The 16,886-nt window shown below is 37.4% G+C and carries 18 protein-coding genes; 14 read left to right on the forward strand and 4 right to left on the reverse strand.

Annotation, left to right across the window (positions count from 1 at the left end; all coding sequences use genetic code 11):
• Positions 1 to 61: 61 nt before the first annotated feature.
• The 3 genes from BM000_RS12830 to BM000_RS12840 all read left to right on the forward strand — a co-directional run bounded on the left by BM000_RS12830 (position 62) and on the right by BM000_RS12840 (position 1,622).
• Positions 62 to 829, forward strand: a complete 768-nt coding sequence (locus BM000_RS12830; protein ID WP_091499158.1) for a TIGR01457 family HAD-type hydrolase — start codon at positions 62 to 64, stop codon at positions 827 to 829.
• A gap of 11 nt (positions 830 to 840) precedes the next feature.
• Positions 841 to 1,068 (forward strand): YdbC family protein, encoded by a 228-nt coding sequence (locus BM000_RS12835; protein WP_091499161.1) that lies wholly within the window; start codon positions 841 to 843, stop codon positions 1,066 to 1,068.
• A 68-nt stretch (positions 1,069 to 1,136) separates the two neighbouring features.
• Positions 1,137 to 1,622, forward strand: coding sequence for a PTS sugar transporter subunit IIA (locus BM000_RS12840; RefSeq protein ID WP_091499163.1), 486 nt, complete (start codon positions 1,137 to 1,139; stop codon positions 1,620 to 1,622).
• A gap of 56 nt (positions 1,623 to 1,678) precedes the next feature.
• Here BM000_RS12840 and mreBH read toward each other — a convergent pair whose 3' ends face one another.
• Entirely contained in the window at positions 1,679 to 2,683 is a 1,005-nt protein-coding gene (gene mreBH, locus BM000_RS12845; protein WP_091499165.1) for a rod-share determining protein MreBH, read from the reverse strand.
• 292 nt (positions 2,684 to 2,975) lie between these two features.
• On the opposite strand from mreBH, the gene BM000_RS12850 reads away from it, so the two are divergent.
• The 5 genes from BM000_RS12850 (at position 2,976) to BM000_RS12870 (ending at position 7,833) form a co-directional block, all read left to right on the forward strand.
• The gene (locus BM000_RS12850; protein WP_091499168.1) at positions 2,976 to 3,683 is read left to right on the forward strand and encodes a lysophospholipid acyltransferase family protein; all 708 of its coding nucleotides are present in this window, start codon (positions 2,976 to 2,978) and stop codon (positions 3,681 to 3,683) included.
• Between the two features lie 277 nt (positions 3,684 to 3,960).
• Entirely contained in the window at positions 3,961 to 6,123 is a 2,163-nt protein-coding gene (locus BM000_RS12855; RefSeq protein WP_091499170.1) for a sensor domain-containing protein, read from the forward strand.
• Between the two features lie 52 nt (positions 6,124 to 6,175).
• The gene (locus BM000_RS12860; protein WP_091499171.1) at positions 6,176 to 6,649 is read left to right on the forward strand and encodes a low molecular weight protein-tyrosine-phosphatase; all 474 of its coding nucleotides are present in this window, start codon (positions 6,176 to 6,178) and stop codon (positions 6,647 to 6,649) included.
• The gene (locus BM000_RS12865) at positions 6,646 to 6,954 is read left to right on the forward strand and encodes a hypothetical protein (protein WP_091499173.1); all 309 of its coding nucleotides are present in this window, start codon (positions 6,646 to 6,648) and stop codon (positions 6,952 to 6,954) included. The genes BM000_RS12860 and BM000_RS12865 overlap by 4 nt, the downstream gene beginning before the upstream one ends.
• 27 nt (positions 6,955 to 6,981) lie before the next feature.
• A complete protein-coding gene (locus BM000_RS12870; protein WP_091499174.1) occupies positions 6,982 to 7,833 on the forward strand; it encodes a YihY/virulence factor BrkB family protein in 852 nt (283 codons plus the stop codon).
• Between the two features lie 48 nt (positions 7,834 to 7,881).
• On the opposite strand, the gene BM000_RS12875 is transcribed toward BM000_RS12870, so the two are convergent.
• Positions 7,882 to 9,843 carry a heavy metal translocating P-type ATPase gene (locus BM000_RS12875; protein ID WP_245751668.1) on the reverse strand — a complete coding sequence of 654 codons (1,962 nt, stop codon included), beginning with the start codon at positions 9,841 to 9,843 and terminating at the stop codon, positions 7,882 to 7,884.
• A 306-nt stretch (positions 9,844 to 10,149) separates the two neighbouring features.
• Here BM000_RS12875 and BM000_RS12880 point away from each other — a divergent pair, with 306 nt between their 5' ends.
• Together BM000_RS12880 and BM000_RS12885 are read left to right on the forward strand one after the other, a co-directional pair.
• Positions 10,150 to 11,040, forward strand: a complete 891-nt coding sequence (locus BM000_RS12880; protein ID WP_091499176.1) for a transporter substrate-binding domain-containing protein — start codon at positions 10,150 to 10,152, stop codon at positions 11,038 to 11,040.
• 23 nt (positions 11,041 to 11,063) lie between these two features.
• Positions 11,064 to 11,738, forward strand: a complete 675-nt coding sequence (locus tag BM000_RS12885; protein ID WP_091499177.1) for an amino acid ABC transporter permease — start codon at positions 11,064 to 11,066, stop codon at positions 11,736 to 11,738.
• Positions 11,739 to 11,809: 71 nt separating this feature from the next.
• On the opposite strand, the gene BM000_RS12890 is transcribed toward BM000_RS12885, so the two are convergent.
• Positions 11,810 to 12,718: an AraC family transcriptional regulator gene (locus BM000_RS12890; RefSeq protein WP_091499179.1), complete on the reverse strand. Its 909-nt coding sequence runs from the start codon at positions 12,716 to 12,718 to the stop codon at positions 11,810 to 11,812.
• Positions 12,719 to 12,993: 275 nt separating this feature from the next.
• Between BM000_RS12890 and BM000_RS12895 the strand changes: the two genes are divergently transcribed.
• Positions 12,994 to 13,245 carry an Atu4866 domain-containing protein gene (locus BM000_RS12895; RefSeq protein WP_091499317.1) on the forward strand — a complete coding sequence of 84 codons (252 nt, stop codon included), beginning with the start codon at positions 12,994 to 12,996 and terminating at the stop codon, positions 13,243 to 13,245.
• 28 nt (positions 13,246 to 13,273) lie between these two features.
• The gene (locus BM000_RS12900; RefSeq protein ID WP_091499182.1) at positions 13,274 to 14,014 is read left to right on the forward strand and encodes an SDR family oxidoreductase; all 741 of its coding nucleotides are present in this window, start codon (positions 13,274 to 13,276) and stop codon (positions 14,012 to 14,014) included.
• A 135-nt stretch (positions 14,015 to 14,149) separates the two neighbouring features.
• Here BM000_RS12900 and BM000_RS12905 read toward each other — a convergent pair whose 3' ends face one another.
• A complete protein-coding gene (locus BM000_RS12905; RefSeq protein WP_091499185.1) occupies positions 14,150 to 15,322 on the reverse strand; it encodes an MFS transporter in 1,173 nt (390 codons plus the stop codon).
• A 155-nt stretch (positions 15,323 to 15,477) separates the two neighbouring features.
• On the opposite strand from BM000_RS12905, the gene BM000_RS12910 reads away from it, so the two are divergent.
• The gene (locus BM000_RS12910) at positions 15,478 to 15,867 is read left to right on the forward strand and encodes an OsmC family protein (RefSeq protein ID WP_177178301.1); all 390 of its coding nucleotides are present in this window, start codon (positions 15,478 to 15,480) and stop codon (positions 15,865 to 15,867) included.
• Between the two features lie 241 nt (positions 15,868 to 16,108).
• Positions 16,109 to 16,861: a YfkD family protein gene (locus BM000_RS12915; RefSeq protein ID WP_091499191.1), complete on the forward strand. Its 753-nt coding sequence runs from the start codon at positions 16,109 to 16,111 to the stop codon at positions 16,859 to 16,861.
• Positions 16,862 to 16,886: the final 25 nt, after the last annotated feature.

Here is a 16,886-nt window from a genome sequence, read left to right on the forward strand (position 1 = left end):
ATATTATCACGTATTCAGAAAATAACAAATAGTTTTACAATTTTATTAGGGGGAATCTCGTGTGGCAAAATATACAGGATTTTTAATCGATTTGGATGGGACTGTTTATAACGGAACAGAAAAAATTGAAGCGGCCGTTGAATTTGTATCAAAGCTAAATGAAAAAGGCTACCCTTATTTATTTCTGACAAACAATTCATCGAAAACACCAAAGGCTGTTGCTGATAAATTAACAGCGATGGGGATAGTAGCTAAGGAAGAGCATGTTTTTACCTCAAGTATGGCTACGGCAGCTTATGTAGCAGAGCAGAAACCAGATGCTCGCGTCTATGCAATTGGAGAGGATGGATTGACAAGTGCTTTAGCTGAAGCGGGTCTTACCTTAACAGATCAAAATATTGAATATGTTGTAATGGGATTAGATCGACAGCTAAGCTATGAGAAACTAGCTATTGGTGCGCTTGCAATTCGTAATGGTGCTAAATTTATTGCGACCAATGCCGATGTTGCCTTACCGAGTGAACGAGGATTTTTACCTGGATCAGGTTCGTTAATTTCGGTTTTAGCCGTGACAACTGGTGTAACACCGACTTATATCGGGAAGCCAGAAGCAATTATTGTCGATCAGGCGATGGAACAGCTCGGCTCAGAAAAAGCAAATACGTTAATGGTTGGCGATAATTATCAAACTGATATTTTGGCGGGAATACGAGCAGGAATAGACTCCTTACTTGTCCTTTCTGGGGTTACAAAAGAAACCGAGCTAGAACAGGTTGGTGAAAAACCAACCTTTATGATAAAATCACTATCTGAATGGTCTATCGAATAGGGGGTAACATAATGGCAAGCTTGCAATATGAAATTATTAAAACCATTGGTACGTTATCAGAATCCACAACGGGTTGGAAAAAAGAATTGAACCTCATTTCGTGGAACAATCGTGAGCCTAAGTATGACTTAAGAGATTGGTCATCAGATCATGAGAAGATGGGTAAGGGAATTACCTTATCGACAGATGAAATGTCGAATTTGAAAGAATTATTGGAACAAATCAATACCATTTCATGAAAAACTGCTTTATAATGTTGTATTAGTGGGTATATAAAAATGTAGTTGAATTTCGGGAGGTTTACAAAATGTTTAAAAAACTATTTGGTAAAGAAGAAAAAATTGATAAAGAAGTACTTGTTTCACCTGTTACAGGACAAGTAGTCGATATTACTGAAGTACCTGATCCAACGTTTTCTGAAAAAATGATGGGTGATGGTATTGCCTTTAAGCCAACGGACGGTACCTTTGTTGCACCGGTTGATGGTGAGGTTGTTAATTTATTTCCAACTTTACATGCAATTGGAATTAAATCAAAAGCGGGTGTTGAATACTTAATTCATATTGGACTTGATACGGTTATGCTTGATGGTGAAGGCTTTACTGCTCACGTCAAACAAGGCGATCACGTGAAAGCAGGCGATTCGTTAGTAACAGTCGACTTAGATTTTGTTTCACAAAAGGCAAAAACGATCACACCACTAGTCGTGACGAGCCAAGTTGCTTCATTAGCTAAAAATATTGATCAATCTGTAGTAAAAGGTGAAACAGAAATTTTAACAGTTAATCTTTAGTATGAAAAACGTCGTCTAGCTTGCATGACATAGCTAGACGACGTTTTATATTTTAATTAACCAAGCTTCTTAAATTTACTCATTTGTTTAATTGACTCTGCTGTTCCAATTGCTATTGCATTCAGTGGGTCTTCAGCAAGCCTAACCGGGACTTGCAATTCACCTCTGAGCCATTCTTCCATGCCGCGCAGAAGTGAACCGCCACCAGCAAGGGTAATGCCTTGATCTACAATATCACCACTAAGTTCCGGTGGGCAATCCTCAAGTGTTGCATGAATGGTATTGGCAATATTCTCAAGTGATTCTCTTAGCGCTTCTTGAACCTCAGTTGAAGTCACGGTAATCTCTCGAGGAAGTCCGGATACGAGGTCACGGCCACTGACTTTAATTGAAATGGGTTCATGATCAATAAGGGCATAGCCAATTTCTTTCTTAATTCGCTCCGCTGTTTGATAACCGACTAAAACGTTATTACGTTGCCGAATAAAATGGACAATCTCCTCATCCATTTTATCACCTGCAACTCGAATGGATCGGGAAGTCACGATACCACCGTATGAGATGATGGCAACCTCACTCGTTCCACCGCCAATGTCAACAATAACACTACTAATTGGTTCACTAATGGGCAGACCAGCTCCAATAGCGGCAGCGACGGGTTCTTCAATCAAATGTACTTCTTTAACGCCAAAGCTTTGAACAGCATTTTCAATGGCGCGCTTTTCTACTGCTGTGCTTCCAGAAGGGGCACAAACAATAACAACCGGTTTTCGTAAAGATAGGCCTAGTTTCTTCCCTACTCGCCGCAGAATTGCTTTAAGCATTTGGGCAGCAACGTCGTAGTCTGCAATAACCCCTTCGCGAAGTGGTCTAATTGAAACAATATTCTTTGGCGTCTTGCCAATCATTTCTTTGGCAGCATGTCCAATCGCGACAAGCTCATTTGTTCGGGTGTCTACAGCAACAACAGATGGCTCATTGAAGACGATCCCTTTCTGCTTCGTGTATACTAAAATGTTTGCTGTCCCTAAATCTATTCCTATAGCAGTATGACTAAACATATATTGTCCTCCAGTATGTCTAAGTTGTTTTTTAATGTAACAGAGCAAATAGTGTCAAAGGTAATGTTTCTTAGTATAGCATGTCTTTATTATAGTAGACAAAAGTAAAAAGTACCACACACCAATGTTTGGTTATTCGACCACTCCTTCTAGCAAACGAGCATATATATCTAGATAAAGCAAGTTTTTTTTATCCGGTTATTTACTGAAAATACCTAGTTATACTAGAGTGTTCACTCAAAATCATTTATAATACGTTAATGTGGATATTTAGAATAAGGGAGCTTTAATGATGAAAACATTTTTAATTTATGCATATTCTGCAATTTTAGTACTAGGCAGTCTACCACAATTACGTCAAGCGAAGAAAATTCCCGACCAACCATTTGCTCGGAAAGCAAAAAGCATTTATCGGACTCCAGCAACTGTCTCGCGCAGGGTTATTGAAAAGACGAAGTCAACAGTAACGGTGAGCGGCCATGAAAAGATTCCTGATCAGCCTGTTTTATTCGTTGCCAATCATCAGGGGATTTTTGATATCCTTGTCTTACTCGCTTATTTAGATAAACCAATTGCTTTTATTGCGAAGCGAGAAATTAAACGTATTCCGATTATTAGTAAGTGGATGGAGCAAATCAAATGTGTATTTATCGACCGTTCAAATCGGCGCGCAGCAATTAAAGTAATTGACGATGGTGTGGAGAGTATTAAAGCTGGCCAATCAATGGTCATTTTTCCGGAGGGAACAAGAAGTAAAGGAACAAATGTTCAACCGTTTAAATCAGGTAGCTTACGACTAGGTACACGTGCCGAGGTACCGATTGTACCAATTACTATTAATGGAACCTATAAAATGTTAGAAGAAGATGGGGGAAGAATTAAAGCAGCTGATATTGAACTGATCGTTGGTGACCCAATATATCCTGAGCAATATCAAGGCATTAAACATAATCAATTAGCTAGTGATATTCAAGAAATTATTATAAATTCAATTGATTAATGAATAAACTAAAGACTAAGACATCACTAAATATTAAAAATTGAGTGTCCGAACATTTTTCTAAGCGAAGTATTTACCGAAGTGCTCCGTATTAATGGATAGTGTTCGGATTTCCTATCTAATTAAGCTTTGGTCACGCACTCGTTTTATTTTAAAATAGTCCTAGAAGTATTTCCAGAGATGTTATTGTAAAAAAGATGGCTTTTGTTTAGCAGTAAGTTTAGGTATAATGATGGATAAGAATATACACTAAACACTTCGATTAAAAGGTGACGATATGATAATAAATCCAATTGACCGTGCCATACATGCAAGTAAATCTAACGACTTGAAGACCTGGTTAGCTACAATTAGTCATCAGGTCGATATACCTATTAATGTATTAACAGAATTAAAGGCATACATAAATAACAATCAGATTAATCAACAAATTAGCAAAGTGTTTCAGCTCCTTATTATGAATGAAAAAGGATATATTACATATATTGATGAAGGCTTTTGTTGTCATTTAGGTTATCAAATTGATGAGCTTTTACATCATCATTATCGAATCCTTCATGCAGGTGTGCATAGCGAAGGCTTTTATCAAGATATGTGGCAGACCATAAAAAATGGAGACGTCTGGCGAGGAGATATCTGTACGAGCTCGAAATCAAAGGGGATGTTTTGGTATCGTGCCTGTATTATTCCGTTTGTAGTAGAAGCGGATGGACAGAAATCGTTTGCTGTATTCCGGACGGATATAAGTGATGTTAAACGGTATGATAAATTACTCATTGAAAACTTAGATGACGATTATCGAAGAGTTTTCAGTCATTTAGTGAACTTAACCTTTCGTGTTCAACGTCACAATGAAAGTGGTTTTTATGCCTTTCGGATGTTTGAAGGCAAGCTAGCCCATAAGGTGCTTGAGTTGGTTAACGATGCTGAGGGTGAAACAGTAGATTCCGTTTTTTATAATCACCGAGATCATTCAATTAGATCGCACTTTGATCAAGCCTTTGAAGGTAAAGAGGTTACTTTCAAGCACCGACACAAGACTCTTTCTCTTTTCACCATGTTAACACCCCTATATGAAAATGGCCAAGTTATCGAAGTTATTGGTTCTTCAATTGATATTACCTCTTTGGAAAAAGCCGAAGAGAAGGTTAAAGAGCTTGAATATTATGATAGCTTAACAAAGCTTCCTAATCGAACGAAATTTCGTAAAGATCTACAGCATTTAGTTGAAACGCCTAATATAGGTGGCTTTGCCGTTCTATTTTGTGATATTGATCGGCTGAAATACATAAATGATACATTAGGTGAAACAATAGGGGATCAAGTTATTGAAATTATTTCGCAGAGAGTGAATAACAAGCTAGCGGACTATGGCGTGCTTTATCGCTATGGTGGTGATGAGTTTAGTTTAATTATACACACTGATATTAAAATAGCTAAACAGATTAGTGAGCAGCTTTTATCAGAAATAAAGAAACCTATTGCGATTCAAGGTAATGAGTTTTTTGTTACCACTTCTATTGGGGCAAGCTATTATCAGCTTGACGCATGGTCTAGTCGTGAATTAATTAATCACGCCAGTATATCTGTTCACTACTGTAAAATAAATGGTCGCAACAGTAGTTTCTTTTACTCCTCTAAAATGGATAAGATCTATAATGATATGCTCTTAATTGAGGTCGACATACGTAAGGCGTTGCAAAATAATGAATTTAAACTATTTTATCAGCCCCAAATTGATGTTCTAAGTGAAAAGGTAATTGGTTTGGAAGCATTAATCAGGTGGAATCATCCACTCAAGGGTGCAATACCTCCGTCTACTTTTATTCCATTAGCTGAAGAGAGTGGGTTAATTACCCAAATTGGTGAATGGGTAATTAGGGAAGCTTGTCAACAATTCATGATTTGGAGAGTCAAGGGCTATCAACCATTAAGAATTGCTGTGAATGTGTCAGCAATAGAATTACAACGCTTTGACTTTGCCGATAAAGTAGCCATTATTATAAATGAAACAGAAATGGATCCTGCCTATTTAGAGTTTGAAATTACCGAGAATAGTGTGATGCAAAATACAGAAGACTGTATTAAGACGATGAACACTCTTAGAAAAATGGGAATATCTTTGTCAATTGATGATTTCGGTACTGGCTATTCCTCGTTTGGCTATTTAAAGAAATTTCCGATTAATTATTTGAAAATTGATCAATCTTTTATCCGAAGTGCATTAACAGAAGCTAGTAGTGCTGAAATTGTCAAAGCGATGATTCAACTAGCGCATAATTTTGATTTAAAGGTTGTTGCCGAAGGTGTTGAAGAAGCTAATATTCTCTCACTACTTAGAGATCATCACTGCGATTATTATCAAGGCTATTTCTATAGCAAACCTTTGCCAATTGAACAACTTGAGACGACGGTACTATGTAAAACGACTAATTATTAAGTAGTGATAAGATAAAAAAAGGAGTAATTAGGGTAGAAAGGTGGTATATAAAATGATAAATGTTCTATTTGTTTGTTTAGGCAATATTTGTCGTTCGCCGATGGCCGAGGCATATTTTAAAGATCATGTCACAAAACAAGGGTTGAGAGACCAGTTCTTTATCGATTCAGCCGGAATGGGCGCTTGGCACACCGGAAAAGGTCCGCATCAGGGTACCCGAAAAAAACTTGATGAGCAAAATATTTCTTACCAGGGAATAAAGGCTCGGCAAGTAAAGATGGATGATTTAGATAATTTTAATTATATTATTGCTATGGATGATCAGAATTTAGCGGATTTGGCACAGTTAAGTGAAGTAGCTCCTCAAGCAAAGGTAGCGAAACTATTAGATTTTGTCGACCACTCTGCTCACAAGAATGTTCCTGACCCATACTTTACGGGTGATTTTGATCAAACGTTCCAATTAGTAGAACAAGGTTGTCTGGCTTTGTTACTACATATAAAACAGGAATTAAATTTATCATGAAAAGGTTGGGTATTCTGATGATGGAATCTTGGTTAGTGAAGGGTGCCTTGATTGGTCTTGGTGCTGGGGCGCTTTTTTCGTTAGTTAATGCAAACAAGCGAAAAAAGCTTAGCATAAACGTAGCAAATGTAAAAAGCAAAACCAACGCTATGCTTAAGCGCCCAACAAAGTTTAATGCTTGTATTTATAATTACACAAATAGTCTATTTAATCAGGCGATTAGCGGATTATCGTTAACCATTGACTGTGTTGACCAATTCGAGACACTGATTGACCGCTTAGATCAAGGTCTAGCAAACAAATAGAATCAAACAGAATGGAGGCCGTTAATTATGGCTAAATCTAAGCTTGGTTCAACTATTGCTTTTGGCATGGATTTATTTAAGCGTTTTGGAGATGATGAGGTAACAGGGTTGTCAGCGCAGTTATCTTACTTCTTTCTTTTGTCATTATTTCCACTGTTAATATTTCTGGTTACTTTACTTGGCTATTTGCCGATTGATTATCAAGAGTTATTAAATATGCTAGGTGCTTACCTACCTGATGACACATTTGCCCTAATTGAGAACAACCTTGAACAAGTCGTTGCATCAAGTAGTGGAAGCTTGCTGTCAGTAGGGATATTAGGAACGATTTGGTCTGCTTCGAACGGAATTAATGCTATTATGCGTGCACTTAATAAAGCTTATAATGTCGAAGAAGACCGCTCCTTTATCAAAGGGAGATTTGTGGCGATTACATTGCTTCTTGCTATGCTCGTTCTCATTTTAGTTGCTCTCGCCTTGCCAGTGTTTGGTCGAGCAATTGGTATTCATGTCTTTTCTTTTTTTGGTGCTTCCGAAAGTTTTATTGAAATTTGGAATATGCTAAGATGGCTGTTATCATCTTCTGTATTCTTTGTTGTTTTTTTATTACTGTATTGGTTAGCGCCAAATACAAAAGTTTTTGTCAAGGATGCTTTAATTGGTGCTCTTTTTGCTACACTTGGTTGGCAAATATCATCCCTAGGCTTCTCCTTTTACGTTAGTAATTTAGGTAATTATTCAGCTACTTATGGAAGTTTAGGTGGTATTATTGTCTTAATGACCTGGTTCTTTATTTCCGGTATTATTATCATTACTGGTGGAGAAATTAATGCCATGATTGCAGAAAGAAAACATAGAGGGCCCATCAGAAAAGCATAATATAAGCCAGTGTGTTTGCAAAGTTATTAGGCAAACACGCTGGCTTTTCTATTCAGTTTTATGTTTAGTTAATAACGGGGGAGCAAGTCTTAGCCCATTTAAAATAACAAGAATTGTGCTACCCTCATGACCAAGTACCCCTAAGGGTAAATTAATTAATTGTAAGAAATTGGTGATGATGAGTAATACTATAACTGTTAATGAGAAAATTATATTTTGCTTAACAATTCGATTCATTTTAATTGAAAGACGGTAAGCATAGATTATTTTCTCTAGCTTGTTCTTAATCAAAATAATATCTGCTGTTTCTAAAGCAACATCCGTTCCTGCACCCATCGCAACGCCAATATTAGCTGTGGCTAAGGCAGGAGCATCATTAATCCCATCGCCAACCATCATAATTGTTGTATATTGCTTCTGTAATTGTTTAATTTTATTAACCTTATCCTCGGGAAGACAGTTAGCCACATAGTGCTTAATGTCAGCTTCCATAGCTATTGCAGAAGCTGTCTGCTCATTGTCCCCTGTCAACATAACGATATCAATTCCGAGCTTATGAAAGTGATGAATTGCTTTAAGGGTATCAGGTCTAATGCTATCCTTTAAAGCTATAATGGCAACGACCTTGTGATTGTCCGATACATAAACGACAGTCTTATTGGCAGCTAATAATCTTTGTACATTAGCTTGATACCAATTGTCAGGACTCTGATCAATTAAGGTCCGTTCATTGCCAATCACCCATTCATGATCATTAACGGTTGCAAATATTCCCTTTCCGGTAAGCTCCGACATTTCAGTAATGGCCACTTGTTCTTGTGATGGGAGCACTAACGCATTAGCGCAAAAATTAACAAGGGACTGACCAAGTGGATGGCTCGCTTGACTTTCAATTTTCCCCACGATTTGCATAATAGCAGTTTTATTAGCCCCATTTTCAACAATAAAATCAGTAACAGCGGGCTTTCCTGCTGTAAGTGTTCCAGTCTTATCAAATATGATCAGATCGGTATCCTTAAGTCGCTCAATTAATTGTCCACTCTTAAACAGTATCCCTTGTCGAGCCCCAGATGAAATAGCTGATAAAGTTGCAGGCATTATGGAAACGATGAGCGCACATGGAGAAGCAACTACAAGTAGAATCATTGCTCGATAGATTGAGGTTTTCCATTCCCAACCAAGTAAGAATGGCGGAATGATTGTCATCATCAGTACAAGACTAACAATAACTTTGACATATAAATTCTCAAAACGATCAATAAATAGTTGTGATGGTGACTTTTCTCGTTGAGCAGCTTGAACAAGGGCCATTATCTTTTGAACAAACGAGTGAGCAGACTCTAGCGTAACCTTAACGGTAATTGCTCCTGTAAGGTTAATGGTTCCAGTCAATACATGATCATTCTGTTTTTTTAAAACAGGGGTTGCTTCACCGGTTAAGGCACTTTCATCTAATGTTGATTTTCCACGGGTAATGACGCCATCCGCTGGAATCCGCTCACCTGCTTTAATTAGAATTAAGTCGCCAATACTTAATTGATCGGTATCAACAATTTCTTCACCTATAGTGGTTAGCCTGGTCGCGGTTTCGGGTTGAAGTTGCATTAATGCAGTAAGTTCCCGTTCATTTTTTTGTAGTGTATAGGTTTCTAAAGCACCAGATAAGGAGAAGATAAAAATAAGCGTGGCTCCTTCTGTCCAAAAGCCTATACTTGCAGAGCCAATCGCTGCTAAGATCATTAAGAGTTCGACATTTAAACGTTTGTTAGTCAGGGTATCTACGATGCCTTCCTTGGCTTTTGCGAAGCCACCAACGAGAAAGCCAGCTATATTTAAACCAATCCATATATAATATGAAAGATGCGAATATAACAGGTTGGACAGTAAGATTATTAACCCACTGGTTAAAGCTGCTAGCAGTTCACCATGCTGTTTTAAAAAGTGCGCTACTAACACAGTTAATTGAGAATGATGGTGTTTGCTATTTAAATTAATTCTAAATAATTTCAAAAATCAACACTCCTTTTATTTTAATTGATAATAATAATCATTAATAATAAGGATGTTCCGTATTTAAATTATAATTATTATAAAATAATTATATAATAAATCTTATGCGATACGATATGATATGCATCACAATTTTATAAAAAAAATTTACCTGTCGTATTAACTGCTTATTTAAGTGTTGATTTGTTATAGAACAATAATAATAAAAAAATATAATACAGTATGTTTTATAGTTGATTTTAACAGGAGAAACTGTTATCTTTTAAAAAAGAAAGTCATTCAGTTCAATATAAAGGGGACATAAAAATGAAGAAATTAAACCGCTTAACTTTTTTAATTGGTAGTTTACTCATTCTTGCTGCTTGTGGTACAAGTACTTCAGATCCGGAGCCAAACAATGATGAACAAACTGACAATGAACAAGAAAATACCGAAGTAAATTTATGGGATCAAATTAAAGAAAGTGGCGAATTAACAGTTGCCACATCAGGAACTTTGATTGCGGCTTCTTATTATGATGAAGATGATCAGTTAACAGGTTACGACGTTGAGGTAGTAAAAGAAATAGCCAATCGACTTGACTTAAACGTTAGCTTTGAAATAATGGGAATTGATGGTATGTTACCGGCAATTGATAGCGGCAGAATTGATCTTGCTGCAAATGATATTGAACCTACCGATAGCAGAAGAGAACAGTTTAATTTCTCTGAACCTTATAAATACTCATACTCGACAATGGTGGTCAGAGAAAGTGATTACTCAGAGATTCACAGTTTAGCGGACTTAGAAGGAAAAAGAGCTGGCGGTGGTGCGACAACGATTTATAGTCAAATTGCTGAGTATTATGGTGCTGAGGTCGTGACTTATGGCAATGCAGGAAACGAAGCCTACTTAAGAGATGTCTCAAATGGCAGAACAGATGTAGTTGTTAATGATTTTTACTTATCAACTTTTGGGGTAGCAGCGTTTCCCGATTTTGACATTATGATCCACCCTGATTTGAAATTTCATCCTACTGAGCAGGCTATTGTCATGCGTAAAGGTGAAGCTGAGTTAACAGATGTGATCAACGAAGTGCTTGCGGAAATGCGTGAGGACGGAACGTTAACAGAGCTAGCAACTCAGTTTTACCAGCAGGATGCTTCTATTCAGCAGGAGGACGATATTGAAGAGCTGGATCCGGAAATAGAACTGTAACTGTAGATGAGGGGGAATGCAAAATGGGGCTTGAGCTGTTTGATCTTGAATTGGCAATTAAAAACCTCCCATTAATTATTAGTGGGCTACCCATGACAATCTATGTTTCATTTATTAGTATGGCAATTGGGATGGTATTAGGTTTACCAGTAGCGCTTGCGAGAAATTCTAGATCAAAAATATTAAGATGGCCAGCTCGACTTTACATTTCTTTTATGCGCGGGACACCAATTATTGTCTTCTTATTTTTCATCTACTATGGCTTGCCTTCTGTAGGTATTGAGTTTTCTGGTATTCAGTCGGCCATAATTGGCTTTGGCTTAAACAGCGCTGCATACATTGCAGAGGTTAATCGATCCGCTCTTAATAGTGTAGAATCGGGGCAGTGGGAAGCAGCTTTCTCGTTGGGATTAAACTTTAGGAAGGCTTTGACTGGAATTATCTTACCGCAAACGGTTCGAATAGCAATGCCACCACTAACCAATGTTTTTTTGGATTTAGTTAAAGCGAGTTCGCTAGCGGCAGTTATTACGGTCCAAGAGCTATTCCAGAAGACACAAATTGCTGCGGGTCGATCATTCGATACATTTACAATGTATATTCTAGTGGCACTGATATATTGGCCACTTTGCATCTTTATTTCAATAATTCAGGAGCGCTTGGAAATACGATATTCTCGGTTTGTTAAACAAGATTAAACTAGATAAAGTCCCTAGCTGTTAGTTCTGCAACTAACAGCTAGGGACTTTTAATTGACAACATGATTTTATCAGTTATTGACCAGCTTATTTTGAAATTGTTTAATGTCCCTTAGTGGTGGTTGACCAAACATTCTTGTGTATTCTCGGTTAAATTGAGAAGGGCTCTCATAACCAACTTGAAAAGCAACCTCTGCTGCTGCATGGGTATTGATTAATAGAAGTTGTCTAGCTTCTTGTAGTCTAATTTGCTTCTGATACTGAATTGGCGTTAAGCCTGTGGCATCTTTAAAATGCTGGTGGAATGATGAAACACTCATATGGGCTCGATCAGCAAGATCCTGAACACGAATGGGTTCACTGAAATTCATACGGAGCCATTGAATCGATTCAGCGATTCGTCTGGCATATGTCCCAGTTATAGCAAACTGAATAAGGCGATGACCCTGATCACTCTGCAAGACATGATAGAGAATTTCTTGTGAGATTAGTGGTGCAAGAACCGAAATATCTTTAGGTGTTTTGAGTAACTGCACAAGTCTAGTTGCTGCTGCTAATAAGGCTTCATTGACTTGACTGACATGAAGTCCTCTATGGGTCAACTTCACTCTGTCAGGAGGGGTTGGCATCTTCTTTAAAATGGTTATTATCTGTTCTGTCGTAAAATCCATTTGAAGAGCTAGATAAGGCTTATCTCTAGTTGCTTCAATAATTTGACCAGTAATAGGCAAATGAAGAGAAGCGACAAGATAGGAGTTGGCATCATAAATGTATGTTTCGTTAGCAAGTGAAACCTCTTTTTTACCTTGAACGATTAAACATAAGGAAGGATTGTAGGTTGTCTGAATAGGCTCAGAAGGGATTTGTGAACGAAAAAAATGTAGTCCAGGTATGACAGAAGTCTCCTTCTTGAAGTTTTGGACATAGTCGTTTATTAGCTCAACAAGCACAGCCTGATATAGTTTGAATTGCTTGGTCATTCTTTATCCTCCCTTCTGTTTTTATGCAATAATATTAACATATATTGTAGGAATAGGCAATAACTTAAGTGGATTATGCTACCACTTATTATAATCAAACCTTTATAATTAATGTTATTCAAAGCAAAGCGGGTGATGCGATGAATAGAAAAATGCAATGTTGTGTAACAATATTATTTTTTATTGCTTTAGCTATATTGATCATTAGTTTAATTGGTACTACTCCAAGATTAAGTAGAAATCAGCACGAGTATACTAGAGAAAGGAGTGATGAAATGACGAAGCAAGAGCTCCATCCATACGTAGGCATGTGGGTGACAGAGGGTGGTTATATTAGACATGAGCTCTTACCAAATGGGCGTTATGACGAAGCTAGGGGGGATCGTCAAAGTGCCTATCGAGGTAGCTATAAGGTAACAGGCAATTACATTGAATATAAGGATGACACTGGTTTTACAGCAGATGGTGAATTTAGAGATGACATTCTGTATCATGCTGGCATGGTTTTGTATCGTGAAGAACGATAGCTAATAATTTAAAAAAGAGGTGATTAATGTGTTTAATGTGAAAGGCAAGGTTATCGTAATTACTGGAGCTAGCAGTGGAATAGGTGCTGCTACCGCACGATTGCTTGTGCAAAACGGAGCACATGTTGTCTTAGGAGCACGGCGTCTTGATCGGTTAGAAGCTTTAAAACAAGAGTTAGTGAATGCTAGTGGATCAGTTATTTATAAATACTTAGATGTAACAAAGGTAGTGCAACTTCGAGAGTTAATTGAGCTTGCTGTTCAGACATTTAAGCAGGTGGATGTCATCATAAACAACGCTGGTGTGATGCCATTGTCAAAACTTGAAGAGCTAAAAATTGATGAATGGAATCAGATGATTGATGTGAACATTAAAGGTGTTTTAAATGGCATCGCAGCTGGTTTACCGGTCATGCAGAAGCAAGCGGCTGGTCATTTTATTAATATTGCGTCTACTGGTGCGTATGAAGTGCTCCCAACAGCAGCAGTATATTGTGCAACAAAATATGCAGTGCGAGCAATTACTGACGGACTTAGACAAGAAGCTTCTACAGGGATTCGTGTCACTTTGATTTCACCTGGTGTTACTGAGTCAGAGCTCGCTGATCATATTTCTGATCCAGCTGCTAGAGAAGCGATGATTGACTACCGACGCAATGCATTACCTGCTTTAGCCATAGCTGAAGCTATTGTTTACGCAATTGGACAACCAGAGCACGTAGATGTAAACGAATTAATTGTTCGTCCAACCGCCAAGGAAAATATTTAGGGATAAGTAATAGCTCCATTTAGACAGTAGCAGAGTGGAATATTTTTTCGGATTTTACCATGCCAGTGATTGCATCAATCACTGGCATGGTTGATTTGAGTTATATGATTAAAATACATCGCATATTAGCATAGATTATTTAGCTGGTTCTGATGCATGTTTCTTTTGTGTTAGAAATAAAACGGTTATAATAGACAGTATAAAGACAATGCTATAAAAAAATGACCAAGCTGGAAACAATTCGATAAATAGTCCACCTAAGTATGGGGCGGTTATACTTCCGACACTAAAGCTTATGCCACACATAATATTTCCAGCCGGCAGTAATGATTTCGGCAAGAGGTCAGTCATGAACGAAACACCCATTGAATAAAGTGAACCAAGTAACATACCGGCAGCTGTAAATGTCATAATTAGAATAGCTATATTTTGTTCAAATTGAGCTGCCAAAAAGAAGGTTATTATACCACTTGATGTGACTAGACATAATGTTTTCTGACGCCCAATCCGGTCACTTAATGCCCCTAAAGGAACTTGGGTCAGTAAGGTTGTAATTGAGAATAAAGGGATAATAATGGAAATGGTATCAATAGGATGACCAATTCGCAAACCGTAAATTGGGAAAATCCCATGTAATAATGCTTCAAGTACACCATATGCAAAAGGGCCCATTAAAGCAATCCAGGCTAGCTTTGTGGCTGTTACAAATCTTTTAAAGGTAGCTGCGATATTAACGGTAATAATGAGCTGATCTGATGTCACCTGTTCGTTTTGAACAAATAGCATCATACTCCATACGACTAAACAGAGTAGGGAAGCAAGTAGAAATGGAAGATGCTCATGTACATATAGCAACCTTGTCATTAAAGGCCCTATTGCAAAGCCAAGACTAAAGAAGAGACCATACAGAGCAATGGTCTTCCCACGCTTTTCTGTTTTTGTTGTAGAGGTAACCCACGTCTGTGTTGCAAAACTGAGCATTTGATCACCAATACCAATAATTAAACGGAGTAAAAACCATAGCCAAAGTGATTGCGAAACTGGAAATAATGCAAGTGCACAAATAACGAGTAACCCTCCAGTAAGAATAATGGGCTTATAACCAAACCGTTGGAGCGGTTGTTCCATAAATGGTGAGGCGATTAGCACACCTATGTATAAGCTTGTGGCATGAAGTCCATTAACCGTTGATGACACCCCGTTTTGCTCGAGAATAATTGCCAGTAAGGGAAGCAGCATGCCTTGAACAAAACCAGAGATGGTCACAAAACTTATCATTATCCAAAATTTATTTGAAAATTTGTTCATTGTAATTTACCTCCGATCTTCATACGAGAGTAGGACACTAATACTTTAAAGCTTAGCTCGAAAAAAAACAATAGGTAAGGTAATCATTTCTAATTTGACTATTCATTAGCGATAAAAATTCTGAAAAAAATAATATGATAAAGGAGTCGATACTTATGTTATTTAAGTTTAAAGAAGAGGGGATTCGGGTTGAATTAGCCTATGGCATCCTAGATGTTTCTGAGGATTTGTACCACGGCTACAAACCTGAGCATTTATTAGTTTCAGCTATTGCAGGCTCCAGTGCACAGGAGTTTACTGATCTCCTTGAGCTTCATCACACACATGTTGATGACTTTTTTATTAGAAGTGAAGTGACAAAGGATAAGAAAGATGAGAATCGCATTAAGCGAATAAAACTGCATTTTGTCGTGAAGGGCAGAAACTTAAATATTGATAAACTGTACCGTATTTTAGAAAATGCTCGTGCAAAATGCGCCATTATCCGTTCTGTTGAGGGTAGTATTGATATTGTTGAAACTTTAGAAATTGTCTCATTAAATTAGCAGCATTACTTGAGACATTGGCTGTGTATCATGTTATAACATGAATTGTGATCTGAATTTAACCTTAATAAAGAGAATGCTTGACCGGATGCTGTTAAAGTCTCATATATCTCAGTTGCTAAACTAAATGAAAAGAATGATTGATCAATTGATTAATCATTCTTTTTTTGACCTTGTTTGCACACATAAAATAACTTAGTAGGAGCATAATAGAAGAAAACTTTAGAAAGGAAGTAATTCTATGAAACGATTACTTGTTCCTCTGTTATTTTTTGGCTTTCCAATTCAAGTTGTTGCAGTCTCAGAAGAACTGCTGATCGATCCAGATCAATTACCAGCACATGTGCAATCAATTGAACAAGAAAATACACGTGTTCAAGAACATGCACAAGCAGTGTTTGGCGAGGCTAAGTCATTAACGAAAACAATGCTAGAAAAGCAAGCGCAACAAATTAGCAACCCTTTTTTTATAGAACAACTTAATGAGACACAGGTAAATAATTCTAAATTTGCTTTTGGTTATAAAAGTGAGGTATATCTTGGTAGATGGCCACTTCATTATGAAAGTAAAGAGACAGGGATAAACTGGTCCTATCAGAAGGTAAATGAGAATTATGTTAGTCCTGAACGTATTAAATATTTTCAAACAGATGAAGTTAAAGTGAATGGGGGAATTCAATCGAAAATTCCTGGTTCTGAACAGATACAACAAATGGTTTTGCAAAATGTTATGGAGCGTCTTTCAATTCCGGTTAGCTTTGAAGCCAGTTTTGGAGCGGATACTGAAAAGGTGTTAGCATTAAACAACAATGCAGGACGTGAGACCTTAGAAGCATATGCAGGTGCGGTTAAGGAAGTTGGACAGGTCACCTATGGAGAGGTTTTTCTAACGATGAATGGACGTAAGCAAGATTTAACCATTAAAAATGTCGTTGATGAAGAGATCACAGTTTGGTTACCTATTCCAAATCGGCTTGCTTTTCATTTTAAGTAACAAGTAATAATGGGGCTATTCATGA

The organism is Amphibacillus marinus, from assembly GCF_900110345.1.
Classification (GTDB): domain Bacteria; phylum Bacillota; class Bacilli; order Bacillales; family Amphibacillaceae; genus Amphibacillus_D; species Amphibacillus_D marinus.